The organism is Otariodibacter oris (genome assembly GCF_009684715.1).
Classification (GTDB): domain Bacteria; phylum Pseudomonadota; class Gammaproteobacteria; order Enterobacterales; family Pasteurellaceae; genus Otariodibacter; species Otariodibacter oris.
Genome location: NZ_CP016604.1, coordinates 220,998 through 241,072, shown reverse-complemented (window position 1 = coordinate 241,072; position 20,075 = coordinate 220,998). Strand labels below are relative to the sequence as shown.

The 20,075-nt window shown below is 32.5% G+C and carries 19 protein-coding genes; 7 read left to right on the top strand and 12 right to left on the bottom strand.

Annotated elements, in window-relative coordinates:
- Genes A6A10_RS09595 through A6A10_RS01130 form a run of 4 tightly spaced genes read right to left on the bottom strand, consistent with a single transcriptional unit; the run spans position 1 to position 4,523 of the window.
- A complete protein-coding gene (locus tag A6A10_RS09595) occupies positions 1-1,374 on the bottom strand; it encodes a tetratricopeptide repeat protein (RefSeq protein ID WP_211327980.1) in 1,374 nt (457 codons plus the stop codon).
- Positions 1,375-1,388: 14 nt separating this feature from the next.
- The gene (locus A6A10_RS01140) at positions 1,389-2,573 is read right to left on the bottom strand and encodes a DUF6716 putative glycosyltransferase (RefSeq protein ID WP_121123216.1); all 1,185 of its coding nucleotides are present in this window, start codon (positions 2,571-2,573) and stop codon (positions 1,389-1,391) included.
- Positions 2,574-2,589: 16 nt separating this feature from the next.
- Complete coding sequence (locus tag A6A10_RS01135) at positions 2,590-3,822, bottom strand: alpha-2,8-polysialyltransferase family protein (RefSeq protein ID WP_121123214.1); 1,233 nt, start codon at positions 3,820-3,822, stop codon at positions 2,590-2,592.
- Positions 3,823-3,848: 26 nt separating this feature from the next.
- On the bottom strand, positions 3,849-4,523 hold the full coding sequence (locus A6A10_RS01130) for an acylneuraminate cytidylyltransferase family protein (protein ID WP_121123212.1): 675 nt from the start codon (positions 4,521-4,523) through the stop codon (positions 3,849-3,851).
- A gap of 190 nt (positions 4,524-4,713) precedes the next feature.
- On the opposite strand from A6A10_RS01130, the gene A6A10_RS01125 reads away from it, so the two are divergent.
- The 4 genes from A6A10_RS01125 to A6A10_RS01110 are packed head-to-tail and all read left to right on the top strand — an operon-like array spanning position 4,714 to position 8,434.
- Positions 4,714-5,871, top strand: coding sequence for a polysaccharide biosynthesis/export family protein (locus tag A6A10_RS01125; RefSeq protein WP_121123210.1), 1,158 nt, complete (start codon positions 4,714-4,716; stop codon positions 5,869-5,871).
- A gap of 9 nt (positions 5,872-5,880) precedes the next feature.
- A complete protein-coding gene (locus tag A6A10_RS01120; protein WP_121123208.1) occupies positions 5,881-6,990 on the top strand; it encodes a capsule biosynthesis protein in 1,110 nt (369 codons plus the stop codon).
- Positions 6,990-7,787 (top strand): ABC transporter permease, encoded by a 798-nt coding sequence (locus A6A10_RS01115; RefSeq protein ID WP_121123206.1) that lies wholly within the window; start codon positions 6,990-6,992, stop codon positions 7,785-7,787. The genes A6A10_RS01120 and A6A10_RS01115 overlap by 1 nt, the downstream gene beginning before the upstream one ends.
- On the top strand, positions 7,784-8,434 hold the full coding sequence (locus tag A6A10_RS01110; RefSeq protein WP_121123204.1) for an ABC transporter ATP-binding protein: 651 nt from the start codon (positions 7,784-7,786) through the stop codon (positions 8,432-8,434). The genes A6A10_RS01115 and A6A10_RS01110 overlap by 4 nt, the downstream gene beginning before the upstream one ends.
- Positions 8,435-8,447: 13 nt before the next feature.
- Here A6A10_RS01110 and A6A10_RS01105 read toward each other — a convergent pair whose 3' ends face one another.
- Both A6A10_RS01105 and A6A10_RS01100 read right to left on the bottom strand, forming a co-directional pair.
- Positions 8,448-9,671 (bottom strand): capsule biosynthesis protein, encoded by a 1,224-nt coding sequence (locus A6A10_RS01105; protein WP_121123202.1) that lies wholly within the window; start codon positions 9,669-9,671, stop codon positions 8,448-8,450.
- A 7-nt stretch (positions 9,672-9,678) separates the two neighbouring features.
- Positions 9,679-11,742, bottom strand: a complete 2,064-nt coding sequence (locus tag A6A10_RS01100) for a capsular polysaccharide biosynthesis protein (protein ID WP_121123200.1) — start codon at positions 11,740-11,742, stop codon at positions 9,679-9,681.
- A 282-nt stretch (positions 11,743-12,024) separates the two neighbouring features.
- Between A6A10_RS01100 and A6A10_RS01095 the strand changes: the two genes are divergently transcribed.
- Positions 12,025-13,293, top strand: coding sequence for a pentapeptide repeat-containing protein (locus A6A10_RS01095; RefSeq protein WP_121123198.1), 1,269 nt, complete (start codon positions 12,025-12,027; stop codon positions 13,291-13,293).
- A gap of 530 nt (positions 13,294-13,823) precedes the next feature.
- Here A6A10_RS01095 and A6A10_RS01090 read toward each other — a convergent pair.
- Positions 13,824-14,012 (bottom strand): YegP family protein, encoded by a 189-nt coding sequence (locus A6A10_RS01090; protein WP_121123196.1) that lies wholly within the window; start codon positions 14,010-14,012, stop codon positions 13,824-13,826.
- A 151-nt stretch (positions 14,013-14,163) separates the two neighbouring features.
- Positions 14,164-15,525 (bottom strand): tRNA uridine-5-carboxymethylaminomethyl(34) synthesis GTPase MnmE, encoded by a 1,362-nt coding sequence (gene mnmE / locus A6A10_RS01085; RefSeq protein ID WP_121123194.1) that lies wholly within the window; start codon positions 15,523-15,525, stop codon positions 14,164-14,166.
- Between the two features lie 253 nt (positions 15,526-15,778).
- On the opposite strand from mnmE, the gene A6A10_RS01080 reads away from it, so the two are divergent.
- Both A6A10_RS01080 and A6A10_RS01075 read left to right on the top strand, forming a co-directional pair.
- On the top strand, positions 15,779-16,669 hold the full coding sequence (locus A6A10_RS01080; protein ID WP_121123192.1) for a pirin family protein: 891 nt from the start codon (positions 15,779-15,781) through the stop codon (positions 16,667-16,669).
- A 91-nt stretch (positions 16,670-16,760) separates the two neighbouring features.
- Positions 16,761-17,291: a gluconokinase gene (locus tag A6A10_RS01075; RefSeq protein WP_121123190.1), complete on the top strand. Its 531-nt coding sequence runs from the start codon at positions 16,761-16,763 to the stop codon at positions 17,289-17,291.
- Between the two features lie 89 nt (positions 17,292-17,380).
- On the opposite strand, the gene A6A10_RS01070 is transcribed toward A6A10_RS01075, so the two are convergent.
- The 4 genes from A6A10_RS01070 to napG are packed head-to-tail and all read right to left on the bottom strand — an operon-like array spanning position 17,381 to position 20,073.
- Positions 17,381-17,980, bottom strand: a complete 600-nt coding sequence (locus A6A10_RS01070) for a cytochrome c3 family protein (RefSeq protein WP_121123188.1) — start codon at positions 17,978-17,980, stop codon at positions 17,381-17,383.
- Complete coding sequence (locus tag A6A10_RS01065; protein ID WP_121123186.1) at positions 17,980-18,405, bottom strand: nitrate reductase cytochrome c-type subunit; 426 nt, start codon at positions 18,403-18,405, stop codon at positions 17,980-17,982. The genes A6A10_RS01070 and A6A10_RS01065 overlap by 1 nt, the downstream gene beginning before the upstream one ends.
- 31 nt (positions 18,406-18,436) lie before the next feature.
- Positions 18,437-19,315, bottom strand: coding sequence for a quinol dehydrogenase ferredoxin subunit NapH (gene napH / locus A6A10_RS01060; RefSeq protein ID WP_121123184.1), 879 nt, complete (start codon positions 19,313-19,315; stop codon positions 18,437-18,439).
- Positions 19,315-20,073: a ferredoxin-type protein NapG gene (napG, locus tag A6A10_RS01055; protein ID WP_121123182.1), complete on the bottom strand. Its 759-nt coding sequence runs from the start codon at positions 20,071-20,073 to the stop codon at positions 19,315-19,317. Before napG ends, napH begins: the two co-directional genes overlap by 1 nt.
- Between the last annotated feature and the right edge of the window lie 2 nt (positions 20,074-20,075).

The window sequence follows — 20,075 nt, the reverse complement described above, 5'->3', positions numbered from 1 at the left end:
CTAAGACTCTAGGAATTTATTTAATCTCATATTAGGATCTAAATAAATATTATAAATTTCATCAACAATATCCGTTGTTGATTCTCTACTACCATCTACCTCAGCTAAATCATCATCACTAGCTAGATCTTTATATTTCTTATATAAGTCAGATTTAGTTTTTCCTTCTGGGATTGTTAATGGAATTAAAGAGCCATGACCTGAAAAATTTAAAGGAATAATATCTAAATTTTCCTGAGCATTTATTCTATCTGCTTCAAAAGCATCCATTCTAAATTTTTGACCATAAAATACAGTCAATCTATTATTTTTTTTAATTTTAATTTCATTAATAAAATTAAGAGACATAAATTCACGAAGCAAAAATTTATTACATGAAATATATTCAGAAAATTTTCTATAACTAGGAATTATTAAATTTTTATTAAGTGGGTAAAGAGAGATTTGAGGTGAACATGCAACAGCCTTAATTTGAACATTAGGACAATACTTTTGCAATAAATCAATTAACAAAATCACACCCACAGCACCTTTAGAACTACCTACTAGAAAAACTTTTGAATAGTTATATTTGCTTACTAAACTTCTAATATAACTTGCTATGGATTTTATAGACAAAATATAATAAGAAGCTGTTTTATCTACTAGATTTAATTTGTCACAATATGATATATCATGCTTTCTAAGGGTAAAACTATTATTTGGAGATAGGGTAATAAATAAATTTTTATGATTTTTTGGCTCAAAATTACTACTAAATAATACTTCATTATCTATTTTATTTAAGGGAAAATATTTACTATTACAGCCCTGTGTCTTTACAATATCAAATAATGTCAAATAATCAATAGCTATATAATTTTTACCAAGTATACTTTCTAAATTAACTCTTGCTTGCTCAAAATATCCTAAAGAGTATTGTATATAAGAAACTAATCTTATCTTATTAAGATCTTTATTAGCTAAAGCTATTTTTTCTATTTGAATAATTTCATCTAATGAAAGAAAAGAATATATTCTATATTTCAACAAAAGATACATAAATTTAGCTAATATTAATTCATTATTTAAATCAATGGCATCTTTATAAGAAGAAAAAGCTTTTTCTATTTCATTTTGTTCCAAGTATGATTTTGCTAGTATCTCATGTATATAATGATCATCATTTTTTAAATATAAATATTTTTTAGACAAATCAATGCATAATGAAAAAACATTTAGTTTATATGCAGAGACAGCCATCATTCTCACAACATCTTTATCTAAAATATAGTTAATATCTATTATTCTGCTCAATCTTATAATTTCTTTATAATTTCCTTTATTAAAAAGATCTCTAACAAAATCTTCTACAGTATTAATATTATTAACCATAACACCCACCATTTTTAAAATTTAAATTTATTAAAAAAAACCATACCAATCTTAGAAAAGAATTTAAAAATCATATTATCCGATTTTTTCTTACTAACTTTTAATTCTTTATTATATTCATCTCTAAATGCACCACAAAACAAAGGTTCTGAGGATATTGACATATTTTCATTCTGTTTATTCTTCAAAGAAGAATCAATCAATTCTTGAAGCACCTTATCTCTATCATGATCAAAAACAACATAATTATCAAACCAATTTATATCAACTTTTCTTCTTATTCCTGCTTTTATCTCAGAAAAACTCATTAATAATCCGCTATCTAAAAAATATTTATTAGAAAAATCCTCTCTAATTCCTAAATCTTTAATAACACCGCAAGGAATACCATAATATAACGCTTCAAAGATTACCGTAGATGAAAACGAAATACAGAAATCCATCTTATGGTAAAGACTGTCTATAGATTCGGAAGATATATACAAATTACTCGGTACAACTTTATGTTTTAAAATATCAAAATATGGATATTTATCAATATGAACAGTTATTTCTTTTGCATTAACTCTTGTTTTTATGATTATATTTTTTTCAGGATTACTTTTTGCCAATTCAATTAAATTATCTACAACATACTCTCTTTCATGATATAAATTAGGTATTCTAACCTGATCAATGAATACAATATTTTCTTCTTTATTTCTATTTCTTTCTCTCAAAAAATTTTGGTTAATATTAACTATACCATAATTTAACACTTTCAAATTATTATTATATGTTCTAGCCATTTTTTCGATTAGCTCTACATCAGCTTGATTATTTGCTATTACAATATCTGAATTTATTCTAGAAATAATGCTGTCAACTTGTCCAAATATTACACCAGGAAAAATAGAAATAAGAAGGGGTCTATGCAAATCGGTATTAGAAAAAAAATCATAATATTGAACAATAAATTTCCTAAATGAACTATTGCCCATTGATAGCATTACTATATTATATTGATCTAAAGTAGAGAAATTCAGTTCAACAATATTAAAATTAGCTATTTTCGACTCATTTAATTGGCGAAGAGATAATTGATTTTTCTTAACATTTTGAATTGCCACATCAATGCTAAAGCCTTTTAATCGACTAGCAATATTAATACCAGCCTTTAAAAAAGAATCATATGTTACAATAATTAGTATTTTTTTCATACAATATCATATTGTCTTATATATCGACTATACTACCAATAGCACTGATATTTTTAAATTTTCTCAGTATAGAAAAATGTTCATCAGCTTCTAAAAAGTACTGTGCTAAAGTTTCTTTTTTATCATTAAATAACATATCTCTTACTAGAGGATAAATTGTTATAGATTCAGTATCTGGTAAAATCTTTTTACCATAAATTAAAGTTGTTGATGTTAATGACACTATCTTTTTAGGTTTTGATACAAAAATCAATCTTTCAACTAAAAAACCATATTCATCAATAATTATTATATTATTAGATAGCCCCGCTTTCTCAACTTCAGATACTAAAGCAATTTTAAGTGATTCAGGATCTTTAGGATGCAATTTTATAAAAACCTTACCACCATATTTATTAATATAGTTCATTAATATAAAGATAAGAATATTAGCATAGGAATCTTGAGGAAATGGATATCTTTGATTTAAAAATAAAATATCTTCATTCGTCATATTATAATGAGACTGAATACTCCTTGTAAATTTATCTCCTGATATATCTTTATATATAAAAAATTCCTTACTTTCTTTAAATTTAAAAGTATTTTCTAACATATCAGGAAATGATGAATATACCTTATCAAAAATATAATTAACTCTTAACACTGGTCTGAGGCAAGATAACATAGGTAAATGTCTAATAAAAAATGCAGATCTTCTATCTAACTTTGTTAATGAATCTTTAATCATTAAATTAGCTTCTTCTCTACTACTGTATTTGTAAGTTGCTGTCCCCTCTTCTATTAGATTTACTTCAATTTTCATTTCTCTAGCTTTCTTAATAAGTAAACAATAATGCTTTTCGAAACTTAAAACAAACAATCTATGTGGTCTTATTGAGGATAACATACTACGATATGAGTTCATTATTCTAAATAAACTCTTTATATGTATTTTATTTGGAAATGAAGGTAGTTGAAGAAATGTAATTCGATTAAATAATGCTTTATTAACTTTTTTGGCAATCAGTTCGGGCATAGATCTATTTCTAACCGTATACAAAATAACCAAAACACAATTTAAGAAATTCTCTTCCTTAATTAAAGCCTCAACCTGAGCTAACTGCCCTAGATGAGATATAACAAATAAATTTTTTGTTTTTTTAAAATCTTCTAAATATTGGACTGTGAAAAATGGACTATTTTGAATAGAATTAACAGGGTTAACCCAATATGACTTTATTTTATTAAATAAACCTTTCTTCTTCATAATTGATTAATGCTCATTATTAAAACTTACTCATTCCCTTTTACAAGTTGCTCAGCCAACTGTAAATCTAACTCATTATCAATATCTATTGAGCGATGTGATGACATCAGATAAAATTTGACGTCTGGAATGAAAAAGCTTCCTATATCTAATAAACTTTTAATGTCATTAATATAAATTGCTCCATTCGCACGAAACATTTTTGGCAATTCCTGACGAGGTTTTTCAAAATCATTTAATTGATTAACAGGAACAATACGATTGCCATCTATAGAAAATGATTTATACGGATGGTGCTCACATTCACAAGCAGAAATGACAGATTTAAATAGACCTTCATTATATAAATCCATAGCAGACACTATATCTGAACTGGTACGTAGAGGACTAGTTGGTTGAAGTAACGTAGAGATCCCATCCTTAATATTCAGGGTAGTAATACAATGAACTACAGCATCTATGGTTTTGGTGTCACTCTGAGACAACTCAACAGGGCGTAATAAAGGGGTTGCCCCAAAGTTTTCAGCTTCTTCTAATATTTTTTTACCATCAGAAGTGACAATAATTTCATCAAAACAACCTGATTCTTTTGCTGCTATTACGGCTCTACCTACAAGAGATATGCCACTAACTGATCGTAAATTTTTATCCTTTATCCCTCTAGACCCCTCTCTTGCAGGAATAATTGCTATACGTTTCATTCTAAAAAGTCTCCCTCACCTCTAAATAAAAATAAAAAAATTATCACTCCAAAATATAATGGAGTAATTCTAAACTTAATTAGTAATATATACAAGGTGTCATTTTTTGATGTAGAATAGAATTATATTATATGCATCCTATATATTAATATAGGGTTTAAAACATAAACAAACCTTTCGATACTTGATTATGATGAAGAAATCTATACTTTTACTTCTTTCTACTAGCGTTTTAATATCTTGCTCTACCTTACCAACAAGTGGTCCTAGTTATAGCGAGGTTCTTAAAATAGGTGAAACTCAAAATACGCCTGAAGTTGATCTGATTAATTTGGATTTACCAACAGCCCAAAAACTCTTTCAAGAAAAATCAGAACAAAGTCTAACAGAGCTGAGTAGAACCGCACCATATACTGGAACAGTAAATGTCGGGGATGTACTTGATATTTCAATTTGGGAAGCGCCTCCTGCCATTCTCTTTGGGAGCACTCTTTCAGCTAACTCAGGTGGTAGCTCAGAGTTAACAAAATTACCAGAACAAATGGTCAATCAAAAAGGCAGAATAACTATTCCTTTTGTGGGAGATCTGTATGTTAAAGGGAAAACACCAGAAACAATTCAAAATGAGTTAACAAATCGTTTAAGCACTCTAGCCAATGAACCACAAGTTGTTGTTAGGGTTATCAAAAATAATTCAGCAAATGTATCGGTAATACGTGAAGGAAATAGCATTAGAATGCCACTGACTCCATATGGAGAACGAGTTCTAGATGCTGTTGCATCTGTTGGAGGTGTTCAAGCAGACTTACAAGATGTCACAGTACAGGTTATGAGAGGTTCCCAAGTCAAATCAGTTGCATTTGAAAAATTACTCAGTGATCCATTGCAGAATATCCCATTATACCCAGGAGATGTGATTAGTTTACTAAACAGCCCTCTAAGTTTTACTGGATTGGGTGCTTTAGGAACTAATAAAGTTGTCAGATTTTCAACTAAAGGTCTAAGTTTGGCTGAAGCAATTGGACAATTGGGTGGTCTAGTAGATAGAAGATCTGATCCAAGAAGTGTGTTTGTTTTCCGCTATATTCCTTTTAATAACTTGAGTAAATTAGATCAAAGCATATGGCGTAATCGTGGATATACAAATGGGATGAACGTTCCTACAGTCTATAATGTAAATTTACTTCAACCAACCTCATTATTTGTGCTTCAACATTTTCCAATAAAAGATAAAGATGTTGTTTATGTGTCTAATGCACCGTTAGCTGAATTCCAAAAATTTATTAGTTTAATTTTTTCGATCTCATCTCCAGTTACTAGTACAATTAACTCAGCAAATGGATTATAGGATTCTAACATGTCAAATAAAAAATCTTTTGGGTGGAAAAAGTTTAATATCTTATTTTGGATAATGGTGGTTATTCCAACCACTTTTTCCACTATTTACTTTAGTTTATTTGCTTCAGATGTTTATATCTCAGAGTCTACTTTTATCGTTAGATCGCCTAGTAATCAATCATCTCTAAGTGGTATGGGTGCCATATTGCAAAGTGTGGGATTTTCTCGCTCACAAGATGATACTTACACACTTCAGGAATATATGCGTTCTCGTAATGCTTTAGAAACACTAAAAGAAAAAATAGCGGTCAGAAGCTTTTATGAAGAAAAGGGTGACTTGTTAAGCCGATTTAATGCCTTTGGGTTCAATGGTGAAAATGAGGCATTTTACCAATATTTCATAAAACATGTCGCTGTAAACTTTGATTCAACATCGGGTATTGTTTCATTAAATATTCGTGCATTTGATGCTACGGAAGCACAACAAATCAATAGTGAATTATTAAGTCAAGGTGAAAAATTAATTAACCTCTTAAACACTCGAGCTCGGAAAGATACAATAAATTTTGCAGAGATCGCTGTCCAAGATGCAGAAAAACGAGTAAATGAATCTGCGCTTGCTTTAAGTAAATATCGAATTGAGCATAATATCTTTGATTTATCTGCACAATCTGAAATCCAATTAGCCCTAATATCTAGATTAAAAAGTGAATTAATTGGTATTCAGGGTCAAATTGTGCAACTTAGAGATCTTTCTCCTAAAAATCCTCAACTGAATACATTAAAAACTCATGAGGAAAATCTACTGAAAGAAATTGATCAGCAGGTAAATTCATTATCTGGTGGAAATAACTCTATTACCACTCAAACTGCTGAATATCAACATTTAATATTAAATAATACATTAGCTCAACAGCAACTCACTGCGGCAATGACATCATTACAAAATGCAAGAAGTGAAGCTGACCGCCAGCAGTTGTATCTTGAGGTTATAGATAAACCAAGCAGACCTGATTTAGCATTAGAGCCATACAGAATCTACAATATTATCGCAACATTAATTATAGGCTTGATGCTGTATGGTATTTTTAGTCTATTGATAGCAAGTATTAGAGAGCATAAAAATTAATGCAGTACGGAGATCAAACTAGCTTTCGTCAGTCACTAGTTATTCAAATAAGAGTTATTGGTGCATTATTGATGAGAGAAATTATTACAAGATATGGACGTAATAATATTGGTTTTTTGTGGTTGTTTGTTGAACCACTCATGCTAACGCTAATCGTATCTATGGTTTGGTCATTTCTCAGAGTTGATAAATTTTCCACTTTAAATATCATTGCCTTCATTATTACAGGCTATCCAATAGCAATGATGTGGAGAAACGCTTCTCGTAGAACGATTGGTGCAATATCAGGAAATATTAGCTTACTTTACCATAGAAATGTACGCGTACTTGATACTATTTTTGCAAGGATCTTACTCGAAATTTCTGGTGCAACTGTTGCTCAAATCATTATCTCTGCATTATTCGTACTTACTGGCTTGATCGACTTTCCTCACGATATTTTTTATATGTTATTAGCTTGGCTTTTGATGTCTCTATTTGCTACAGGATTAGGATTAATTATTTGCTCTATTGCCTTCTATTTTGAACCATTTGGTAAAATTTGGGGTACCATGAGTTTTATGATGTTGCCTCTCTCTGGTGCTTTTTTCTTTGTTAATTCATTACCTCCTCAAGTAAGGGAATACCTAATATGGGTTCCTATGATCAATGGAACAGAAATGTTTCGTCATGGTTATTTTGGAGATTCGGTCATAACCTATGAAAATGTCAATTTTTTAATTCTAAGCGATATTGTACTCCTATTTGTAGGGCTAATTCTGGTAAGAAATTTTAGTAAAGGAATTGAACCAAGATGATTAATGTACAGAATGTTAGTAAAAAATATCATACACGTAATGGTTGGAAAACAGTTCTACACGATATTAATTTTAAACTCAATAAAGGCGAAAAAATTGGGATTTTAGGACGTAATGGTGCGGGAAAATCTACGTTAATACGCTTAATTAGCGGCGTAGAGCCACCAACCACTGGTAGAATTGAAAGAAGTATGAGTATATCTTGGCCTTTAGCCTTCTCTGGCGCATTTCAAGGTAGCCTGACAGGTATGGATAATTTGCGTTTTATATGTCGCCTATATAATGCAGATATCGACTATGTTAAATCTTTTACTGAAGATTTCTCTGAATTAGGAGACTACTTGTATGAACCGATCAAAAAATACTCTTCGGGGATGAAAGCTCGTTTAGCCTTTGCTCTCTCTCTATCTGTAGAATTTGATTGTTATCTGATTGATGAGGTTATTGCGGTAGGCGATTCGCGTTTCTCAAAGAAATGTAAGTATGAATTATTTGAGAAGCGCAAAGACCGCTCTATTATTTTAGTATCTCATAGTCCAGCTTCAGTAAAAGAATATTGTGATAACGCTATGGTTCTTGATAATGGATATATGCATCAATTTGATACTATTGATGATGCATATACATATTACAATAACCAAAAATAAAAAATCTTCTCATTTATACTTCGTTATTATATGGATAACGTAAGATAACCTTACTATAGAAATTTCCATTTAAATGTGTTTTATGTAAGTGATAATTTCTATAAGCTAAAAAAAGATCATTATCTGGTCTTTGTGAGTTATTCCAAAATGTATTTAGTGTGCCTTGATAAGTCAATCCATCAAAATCATAATTAGCTCTTCCCAATACTTTTACAGGTAAATTATGGACTAATGCAGACAAACCACTTGTGCTATTAATACATACCATTCCTTTTCCTTGTCTTAACAAAACAGGTAATGGAAGATCGTGCACATAGAATACTCGACCCTTTAAATTAGGATATGTATTAATATTTTCCTGAATTACCGTACCATAATCAGTAAATCCTCTATCCATTGGATGATGTTTAATAATTAAATTCATATCATGAGGTGCATATCGGCTAAAAGAGGCTAATACTTCATTAATGAATTCTGATACGCCATTATAGTCACAATGAACCATTACTTGGCTATCATCATAAACCTGAAGAGGTACAATAAAAAACTCACCAAATTTTCCTCGCTGAATTTTTTTAGAAAAGCAATTGTCTTTAAAGTAATAATATACTCTACGAATTGCAGAAAGCATCCACAGTTTTAGATAATATCTACCAGACAAATAGCGATGGTGTTTATAATGAGGATATTTATCTCTATTTCTAATACACTTCCAATAATATTGAATCGCAACCTTAGCAACAGGTATAAACCCTTGTTTCACTTTTTGAGGCTCACCAATTGGCGGTAGGTTATAAAATTGCTGAAAAAATGCTTTTTCTTTTGGTATTTTAGAGAAAGCATTCACTCCAAATTTTTCTAAAGTCACATAATCAGGACGAAAATAACCTTCTTCAAAAACCCAAAAGAACATATTAAGTTCTTTAGTCAGTGATTTGGCAATTTTATGATAAGGACGATTATCACCAAAGCATATTATTGTATCTATCTTATTATCATTAACAAATTTAACAAGATAATCCTTAAAATTTTCAAATTTATCATGATAACTATAAGTATTACTTAAGTTATTAGGATAAAAATACTCATCACCCACATTAAAATTAATTTTAAAAACTTGTTTATTATATTCAGTAAGCCATTTAGATAATTGAGTAAAAAAATCACCCACTGGTCCTTGTAATAATAGAATACGTTCTGAATATTCAACAATCTCATCTAAATTATGACTAATCATATATTAACTATAATACCTTTATAAGCTGTTTTAACTTTCCATATTGTTTAGCAAACCAATTACGGTATAAGCCATTGGTTAACAACATCCTTTTTTGTTTTTGTAAGATATCAATTGCCTGTAGTACGCCTATTAGTTGACCATTTTTAGGATCAACATAATAAGGATAATGTATCATCACACCGGCAATCAGCTCCAATAAAGTTAATTGTCTATTTCTTCTTGGTAGATTTATTGTATCTTTCGTTAAACCCCAATTAGAGTAAAATGGCAGCCCATAGCAATGGACTTCTTTACCTCTAAGTAATGCTTCAAAGCCCGCTAAGGATGTCATTGTATGTACTTCATCTACCTGATTGATACAGTCTAAAATATTAACCGTTTCTATTACTGTATCTGCATAATTAATAGCATCTTTATATTCTACTTTACCTTTTCTGTTGCCACTTACAACGTCAGGGTGGGGTTTATAAATAATATAAGCATCAGGATTTCTTTTTCTTACAATCTTCAATAAATCTAGATTCTTTTTAATACTAGGTGAACCAAAACGAATTGAAGCATCATCTTCTACTTGCCCTGGTACTAATATAGTTCTTTTATCATTAATATCCAGTGTGAAATTAGAGTCTCCAACATTATATTTCCCTATATTCTTTTCTATTAAATAGGAGCGTAACGTATCAGCCATTTGTAGAACTTGCTTAGAAAATATTGTTGTATTCAAAATTTCTTCTAATCTAGATACTTGTTGAGCATTAAAATAAATGCCCATATCATCAACTACCAAGGATATTGGAACCACAAGATTTGAACCTAACCCTACAGAACGAACAAATCCATCCTCCATTCTTAAGACCGGTAAGCCTTGCTTTTCTGCAAAACTAATCAAATCTTCACTACCTTGACTCCAAATAAGTAATTTAGCATGGTCTTGAATATCCTTTTTTTTCTGCAATGCTTTTAATGATGAAGTAAAGTGCAAGTTAGTTTTAGGAAAATTAAAAAAAGGTTTAATGACAGCTCTTTTCCACAAAGACATTCCTACACAATATAAATTACCGCTTAATTTTTGACTTATACTTTTAGCTAAGCTCAGATACTCAATAACATCAAAAATCGATCCCTTTTGACCTGAATAAGGTGAAAGATATCGACTATATTGTAAATATGCTGCAGCAAACATCTGTAAAATAGATCTATCTTCTCGTCTATTTTGTTCTTTTAAATCAACAATATTAGGATTTCTATCATCAGTATTTCCCCATCCTGCATACCAAGGAATACCAAATGTGATGACTTCTTTGCCTAACATTAACCCCTCAAATCCCATTTGAGAAGTGACACAATAAACTTTATTAACTTGTTCAAGTAATGTAATAGGGTTGATATCTTCCGTTATAATTCTTACTTGATTTTGATAGTCACTTAATTTCGTCAAATACCCTTTTTTCTTCCCACTTAACACATCTGGATGTGTTTTAACCCAAACTTCGCAATGAGGATTCTCTTTAATTGCAGCATCTAACATTTGATTAAAATTATTTTCATCAGCTTGACCATATTTTACAGCCATATCACCATAAGTCTGATCAATAACAAGTACAGCAGATATATTTTCTTTTTTTTCTATAATATTATTATCTAACGTTTGATTATATTTGGATAATTTATTTTGAATAATAAGCATTAATGCTTTTTCTGCTTCTTTTAATAAATAAGAATCAATCGTATTATCTAATATTAATTTTTCTAATCGAGAGGGTTTAGTTGTATCATAATAAATACCAATATCATCACAAATTATTGAAAAAGGTGGATAACCCTCAACACCTAATCCCAATGATCTTAAAAACCCATCTTCTATGGCAATATAAGGAATATTATTATTTTTAGCGTAATTTCTTGCTTTTTCAGAAGATGGTCTCAGTCCCCATCCAACGATTGCTGTAACATCATCTTTTTTAGATAAAAAAGACTTCAATTTAATTCCCTTATATTCAGGTAACAAATTGATTATATTAGGTATTTTTTTTATACCTCGAGAAAATGTTAAAGCGTAATCAGTCATAAAATAATCGAGATTTTTTATTGTAAAATAATAAGAATATTACAAAGTACAAGTAATAATAAGGCTATTCAGTATATAATATTTATCAAAGCTATACGAGATAAACATAATCCACATGATAATAGCCATAATATTACACCAATTTTTTATTATGTTGTTCTCTTATAAGTAAGATTCATATTATAAATTATTAAAATCATAAGAAAGATGAATAGAAGAGAACTTTACAAATTTTTGCAAAAGTTAGAGAGGATCTTACCGCTTAATGTATAAAGGATTTTTATGGAAAAGAATAGTTGTATTAAACCTATTCTAGATAGGATAGAGCTCGAATTATCCATTTTAAAAACATTTATCCTTAATAAAAATAAGGGTATTAAATTCTGGTTGAGAGATTTAACCTCAAGCACTGCTTTTCATTGCAAGAAATTCCCTAATTGGTTAAAAGTTTTATTATCTGGAGTACTATCGCTAATAATACTGTCACAATTGAACTTTATTGTACAGATTATTGGAGATAAAACAGTTACAGATAAAACTGGATTTTGGACACTTTTTTCAATTCTAGTTTCCTCTCCCGTTGCTTTTACTATTTGGCACTTTCGTGATCAAAATGCCACTCAACAAATTGAAAATGCTCGTAAAGATACTAACCTGAAAGAATTCCAAAAACTGGCAGAATGGGTAAGTGGTGCTCACCTGATTGAAGACAAATTTATTGAAAAAACTCCAAGCACTAGCACTGCTCATCAAGAAAAGGAAATAGAAATAACACGAGAATATACAGATATTCCTCGAGGTCTTTCTATTCCTACTTACAGCAAAAAAGATGGTGCTGTTGGGCTACAAATTGCAGCGGTTTATAACTTACTGCCATTTTATCGTGGTGAATATGGTGAAAGCTTTAAAAAACCTGCATTGAATTTATTAACTTCGGCTTGGTTAGCTTTACAACAAAAGGAATTAGAAAAATTATCAGTAATTCATCTTCAAGAGGATGAAAGTAATCTATGCCAAATAATAGCAAAACTTCAAAATAATGCGCGGTCACCACTTGGTATAGCTATTACCCGAGTATTACTTTCTCTAAACCTCAACGGTGAATTATGTTTACTTGAACATCCAGAAATTTTTCCTAATTTAGTACTAGCTGGTATGGATTTTCACTTAGAAGGACTAGATAAAAAAGTGCTAGATTTATTTCAATCAAACTTTAATTATAAAAGCATTAATTTAGTTGGAGCTACTCTTGTAAAAGCTAATCTTCAAGGGGCTTTACTAATGGGAGCTCAATTGCAATATGCTGATCTTGATAATGCTAACTTTAAAAAATCTACACTTATTGGTGTAAATCTAAAAATGGCTAGTCTACAAAATACTAATTTTCAAAATTCTGATCTGAGATGGAGTCAGTTCGAAAAAGATGAATATGATTTAGAATATACTAAATTTTTGGAAACCGCTGACTTTACGGGAGCCAAAAACCTCGATAAAGCCATTGGCTTACCACCAGAAATTATTGCGAAATATGGTAAACCTAAGACAAACTAATCAAATCCAAAGCCTAGCTCATTGCTAGGCTTTGCTCTTCTTCATCAACTATTGCAAATCAATGTCACAATCTCACCGCTTGTATCATATTATTCAACAACAAAAATTAATTTGTATTTAAAAAATAAATAATTAATCAAAAAATACCCAATAAGAGAATTTCAATATTTTAGTTTCGATGTAGAGGGACTAAAAAAGCAGGAAATGATTTTGATGGTATCACCTTATTTTATTTGCCTAATCCAAATAATCTAACCTCAACCATTATGTCTTCAGCAATTTTACATGATTGGGTTGAGCAAACACCTGATACGCATATTTTCTAATCGATGAAGCTTATGCAAAATATGTTATCGCTCCAAACTTTGAGAGTGCAGTTCAATGGGTAAAGCAAGGCTTATACGATAATTTAATCGTTGCCTGTATTTTCTTTAAAATATTTGCACTCACGGAAATGCATGTAGATAAAGAATAGATAAAAAATAAGCCTAGAAGATATTTCTAGGCTTGACTTTATTGTTTATTCGCTATTAGGCTTGTTCAATAGAAAGGTCTTTAACTGGTGTATCTGCGGTTACTTTCTTAACCGATTCAATCCCTTTTTGGCAAGATTGCTTTGTTTTATAACCTTCACCACCTGTTGCGATGATCATATGATTTGCTGCTTTTAATCTCCAGCGAAATTCGCCTCTTGCATCTTTGTATATTTCGAAATACATAAAATGTCCCTCTAATATAGAATATAATAAATAACGTTAAGACTTTGCTTAACAAGGTTAAAGATTACTCAAAAATCATCTAGTAAATCAAGCTATTTATCAATATTTTAGTCAATTATTACAAATCAATCACACAATCTAACCGCTTGTATTACTTCCCAATACAAAACGAGCTAAAGATATTGCCAAGTAGATCGTCGGAGGTAAATTGCCCTGTGATTTCGCTTAATGCATTTTGCACGAGGCGTAATTCTTCCGCCAAAAGTTCGCCGGCATGGAATTGGGTTAATTGAATATGCCCTCGTGCTAAATGTTCAGCGGCAGTATCTAGTGCAACAAGGTGGCGACGGCGAGCAAGGAATCCACCCTCCGTTGAGCTTTGGTAGCCCATTGATTTTTTAAGATGATCACGCAGTAAATCCACACCGACTTTTGTTTGAGCCGATAAGCGAATCATACTAAATTCTGGCATTTCTGTTAGCCCTTCCGTTTCACCTGTCAAATCCACTTTATTGCGAATAACGGTTACAGGAATATTTTTTGGAAGTCGAGCTAAAAAATCTGCCCACTCTTGTTGAAAATTATCGGCTTGCGATTCTGCACTGTCGATCATCAGCAACACGTGATCCGCTTGTTCGATCTCATCCCACGCACGTTTGATCCCGATCTTTTCCACTTCATCACTGGCTTCTCGCAAACCTGCCGTGTCAATAATATGCAAAGGCATTCCATCAATATGAATATGTTCGTGCAACACATCACGGGTTGTCCCTGCAATATCGGTCACGATTGCTGCCTCACGCCCTGCTAACGCATTAAGTAGGCTTGATTTGCCGGCGTTTGGTTTACCTGCAATTACCACTTTCATCCCTTCACGCAAAATTGAGCCTTGTTTCGCTTCCTTTCTTACGCCATCAAGCTGACCGATAATTTCATTCAATTTACGCTCAATTTTACCATCTGCGAGGAAATCAATTTCTTCATCAGGGAAATCGATCGAGGCTTCAACGTAGGTGCGTAGGTAGATCACAGAATCAACCAATTCATTCACCTTATGGGAAAACTCTCCTTGTAATGATTTTAAGGCAGAGCGAGCCGCTTGTTCAGAAGTTGCATCAATTAAGTCTGCAATCGCTTCCGCTTGTGCTAAATCCAATTTATCATTTAAAAAGGCTTGTTCAGAAAATTCACCTGCACGTGCAATACGAATGCCTTTAATTTTTAAAATACGGTTGAGTAGAATATCTAAAATAACTTGCCCACCGTGTCCTTGTAGTTCAAGCACATCTTCCCCTGTAAACGAGTTCGGGGCTTTAAAATAGAGGGCAATACCTTGGTCTAAAACGGTTCCATCTTCATCTTTAAAAGGTAAATAATCCGCCATTCTCACTTTTGGCACTTTGCCTAATACCGCTTTTGCCGCTTCTGTCGCTAATGGACCTGATACACGTAAAATCCCGATTCCACCACGTCCGATCGGCGTAGCTTGTGCAACAATAGTTTCTGTTGTCATACTTATTATTCTCTTCAAAAAATTTGTATTATTGTACCTTATGTTATAAATCTATGTCACAAACTATACGAAGTATTACTTTTTAAAAAATTAACAATTGTTAAAAATTATATTATATTATTTCTTTCTAGTGAATACTTCATTAACTATTGAAAATATACTATTTATCACCATATAGGTGCATAATGTTGCCAACGTTAAAAGCAAGGTAGTGTATTTCGCTACTGTAAACTAACAAGTTTAGGAGATGATTATGACGAATATAGTAAAAAATGATGTGGTTGTTGCTCAACCTCGTAAAATTGAATTCTTATATGCAGGTGTAGAAACTCAAGATGGTGCAGGTGTAAAATTGACTCGTGTATTAACTCACCAATTGCAAGAACGTTTAGATCCATATTTGATGTTAGATAACTTCAAGAGTGATAACCCTGATGATTACATTGCTGGTTTCCCAAGCCATCCACACCGTGGATTCGAAACGATCACTTATATGATCACTGGTCGTATGCGTCACAGAGATAGTGCAGGTCACGAAGGCTTATTACAAAATGGCGGTGTGCAATGGATGACAGCTGCAAGAGGTGTTATTCACTCAGAAATCCCAGAGCAAGAAGATGGTGAAATGGATGGTTTCCAACTTTGGTTGAACTTACCTGCTAAAGATAAAATGAAAGATCCTTGGTATAGAGATTTCCAAAGTGCAGATTTACCTAAATTTGAAACGGAAAATGGTACGAAAGTAACTGTGATTGCAGGTGAATCTAATGGCGTTCAAGGCGCGGTTACTCGTGAAATTACTGAACCTAACTATTTAGATATTCACTTACCAGCAGGCGCAACATTTAGCCATAAAATTCCTGCAAACCACAATGGATTTATTTTCGTATACCAAGGAAGTGTAAATGTTGCAGGTCAAAATGTACCAATCAAAAATATGGCTATCTTAAAAAATGATGCAAATTCTGATGGTATTGTTGTTGAAGCAGACAAAAACCAAGATACTAAATTGATTCTTGTGACTGGTCGCCCATTAAAAGAACCTATCGTTCAATATGGTCCGTTCGTAATGAACAGTGAACAAGAAATCATCCAAGCGATGAGAGACTATCAAAGAGGTCAATTTGGTGAAAATGCGGCTTAATTAGATAAGTACCGTAGTTTGAAAAAAGAGTAAAGTGCAAGGATGCGTTTTACTCTTTTTTTATAAATAACGTTGAATTGAGAAAATAATAATGGCAGTAGGAAATATTTTTATTTTAATGGGTGTATCCAGTACAGGAAAAACAACGATTGGTACAGCTATTTCTCATCAATTAAATATTAAACTTATTGATGGTGACGATCTTCATCCTAGAGCAAATATCGTAAAAATGGGGAATGGAATACCACTAGATGATGCGGACAGATTACCATGGTTAGAGCGTATTAATGATGCAGCTTTTAGCTTAGAACAAAAAAATGAAGATGGCATTATTATCTGCTCAGCACTTAAAAAGCACTATCGAGATTTAATTCGCAAAGGTAACAAGAACATTACCTTTATCTTCTTACACGGCGAATTTGATTTAGTTTTAGAACGCATGAAACAACGTAAAGGACATTTCATGAAAACAGATATGCTCAAGAGTCAATTTGACACATTAGAAATCCCACAAGATGATGAAAAAGATGTGATCTTTATTGATATTAATGCATCTTTTGAACAAGTTACAGAGAATTGTCGCAAAATAATTCAACAAAAAAGACTTGATCTTAATAGTTGATAATTTCCCTTATCCCTACTAAGTATAAAGCGGTCAGATTATGCAAAACAATTGCATGATCTGACCGCTTGTTTATCCAATAACTTTAGCTATTCTTCTTGCTTTTTAGGTTGGAAGCCTGAAGGGATACCTTCCATATGTGGAAGATTATGTGCAATACCTTTATGGCAATCTATACAAGTTTTATTTTCTTGCCCTGCCATAGCATGCATTTTAGCTGCCACCCCTTTTTGTTGAGTGAAATCCATATCCGCAAAATTATGACAATTACGACACTCTTGAGAATTATTAGCTTGCATTCTTTCCCACTCTCGTTTCGCCATTTCTAAGCGATGTTCTTCAAATTTCTGTTTAGTATCCACTTTACCTGTCAAGTGTGCTAGAACCTCTGTTGAGGCTTGTATTTTACGCTTCCACTTTGGTAAAAATTCGTGTGGAACATGACAATCTGAACAAATAGCTTTAACGCCACTACGGTTAGAAAAATGCACAGATGCTTGATATTCAGGTACAACATCATTCATATGACAGCTTGAACAAAACTCCTCAGTATTTGTTTGTTCTAGAGCAACATTAAATCCACCCCAAAATAGTATTCCACCAATTGCTGAAATTAAAATAAGAAAACCAATTCCCATTCGACTTGGTCTTTTAAACCACGTCCAAAAACGCTTGAGTAACCGTAACATTATTTACCTCCGAATGACTTCGTTGGTTCAAATTCATTTTCAATGATTGGATCAACATCTGCTTGTGGAACATGACATTGTAAGCAAAAATAACGGCGTGGAGCGGTATCAGCTGAAACATTACCATCACGATCAGTAAAGTGTGTTGGGCTAATACGAGGTGCGCCAGTAACACGATAATTTTCGATACCGTGACAATTTAAACATTGATTGGTATTTTTTGTGACTTGATACCCTCTGATGCTATGAGGCACCATTGGAGGTTGGTTTACATAATTTAAGCCGATTCTTTCGTTATCTTTTGGCATATTATGGAAAGCAGGGGCTACCGCTTCTATACTATCCTCAAAGTCTGAAGGTACTTCCGTACTAGCAAAGATAACACTTGAAACCGCAACTAATAATAGGGCGATATATTTTTTCATTTTTCACTCCACTAAGCTTTTTAACTTAAAATTATGATTGATTTACAATAGGAATTTCTTTTTTAAATCTCGTTGTAAAACTAAAAACATTTTCTGCACAGACATCAATGCAACGTCCGCAACTAATACAATCTTTTGATAACACCAACTGGCTATCTTCTGGTTTTCCGTTCAAAGGTAAACGTAATACTTGGGGCTCTGGGCAAACATGGAAGCAATCCATACAGCGATCACACAACTTACGATCAACCACACCAACTTTCACAATGCTTTTTGATCCAATAACCGCATAGATTGCGCCAATTGGGCATAAATGCCCACACCAACCATGCTCAACAATTAATAAATCAAACAAGAAAATGGCCATCACAAGCCATAGGGTTGCACCTATTCCAAAAACAAAAATACGCCCAACAGCTGCAACAGGATTGATCCATTCCCACAATAGAGTACCTGATATCGCACTTCCTATGAGAATCATTACCAATAAACCATAGCGCAAATTACGAGGCAATTTTGCCGACTGACGAATTCCTAATTTACGACGAAACCAAGCTGCACAATCAGTAATAATATTGACTGGACAAACCCAACTACAAAAGGCTTTACTTGCTAATAACGCATAAATTAGTCCAACAATTCCCGCCCCCAATAATGTTTTCCATTCAGGTAAATAACCTGTTGCTAGACTTTCTGCAGTAATCAATGGATCACTCAATGGAACAAGATCAAATAATATACTTGAGCTGTAATTTCCTTTTAAAATCCAAATATTCCATGTTGGTCCAGACAAAAACATTAAGATAATACTTAATTGGCAAAGTCTACGCAAAATGAGAAATCGATAAGCTCGCCACCACCCTAATTTCTCTCTTGCTTCAATACCTGCATATTTAGGGGAATTAGCCATTATTGCAATCCCTCCGGTAAACGAGTTGGTAAAGTCAAAATGCCATCAGGATTTGATTCATCAAGTAACGAATGTCCTTCTTTCTCTTTTTCTTGCCAGCCAAAACGATAATGCTTACCTAACATACCTTTTGCTAAGTCCATTGGTAATACTTTAATTGCAGCTTCTTCTAACACGCAAGCCTCTTCACATTTGCCACAACCGGTACAAGCATCTGAATGCACAGTTGGAATAAACTTAGCATGTTTTCCAGAACGTTCATTACGTTGTAATTCAAGGGTAATCGCTTTATCAATCAATGGACAAACACGGTAGCAAACATCACATCTTAACCCTTGCCAATTCAAGCAAGTTTCTTGATCAAGTAGGACAGAAAGCCCCATCCTTGCATCATCAATATTGGTTAAATGAGGATCTAACGCACCACTTGGGCATGCCTTAACACAAGGAATATCAGGACACATTTCACAAGGTTTATCTCGTGCAATAAAATAAGGTGTTCCTGCTTCCATGGGGGAAAGTAACGATGCCAAATGCAACATATCGTAAGGACAAGCCTGCACACATTGCCCACACCGAACACAAGCAGAAGTAAATTCTTTATCGTCTGCTAATGCCCCTGGTGGACGTAATGCAACACCTTGTCTTGCAAGAGTTTGATGTTGTTGTAAGGCTAAAATAATCCCTACACCACAAACGCCTCCTGCTGTCCTTGTTACACTTTTTAAAAATTGACGACGGTTTGGATCAAGCTTCAATC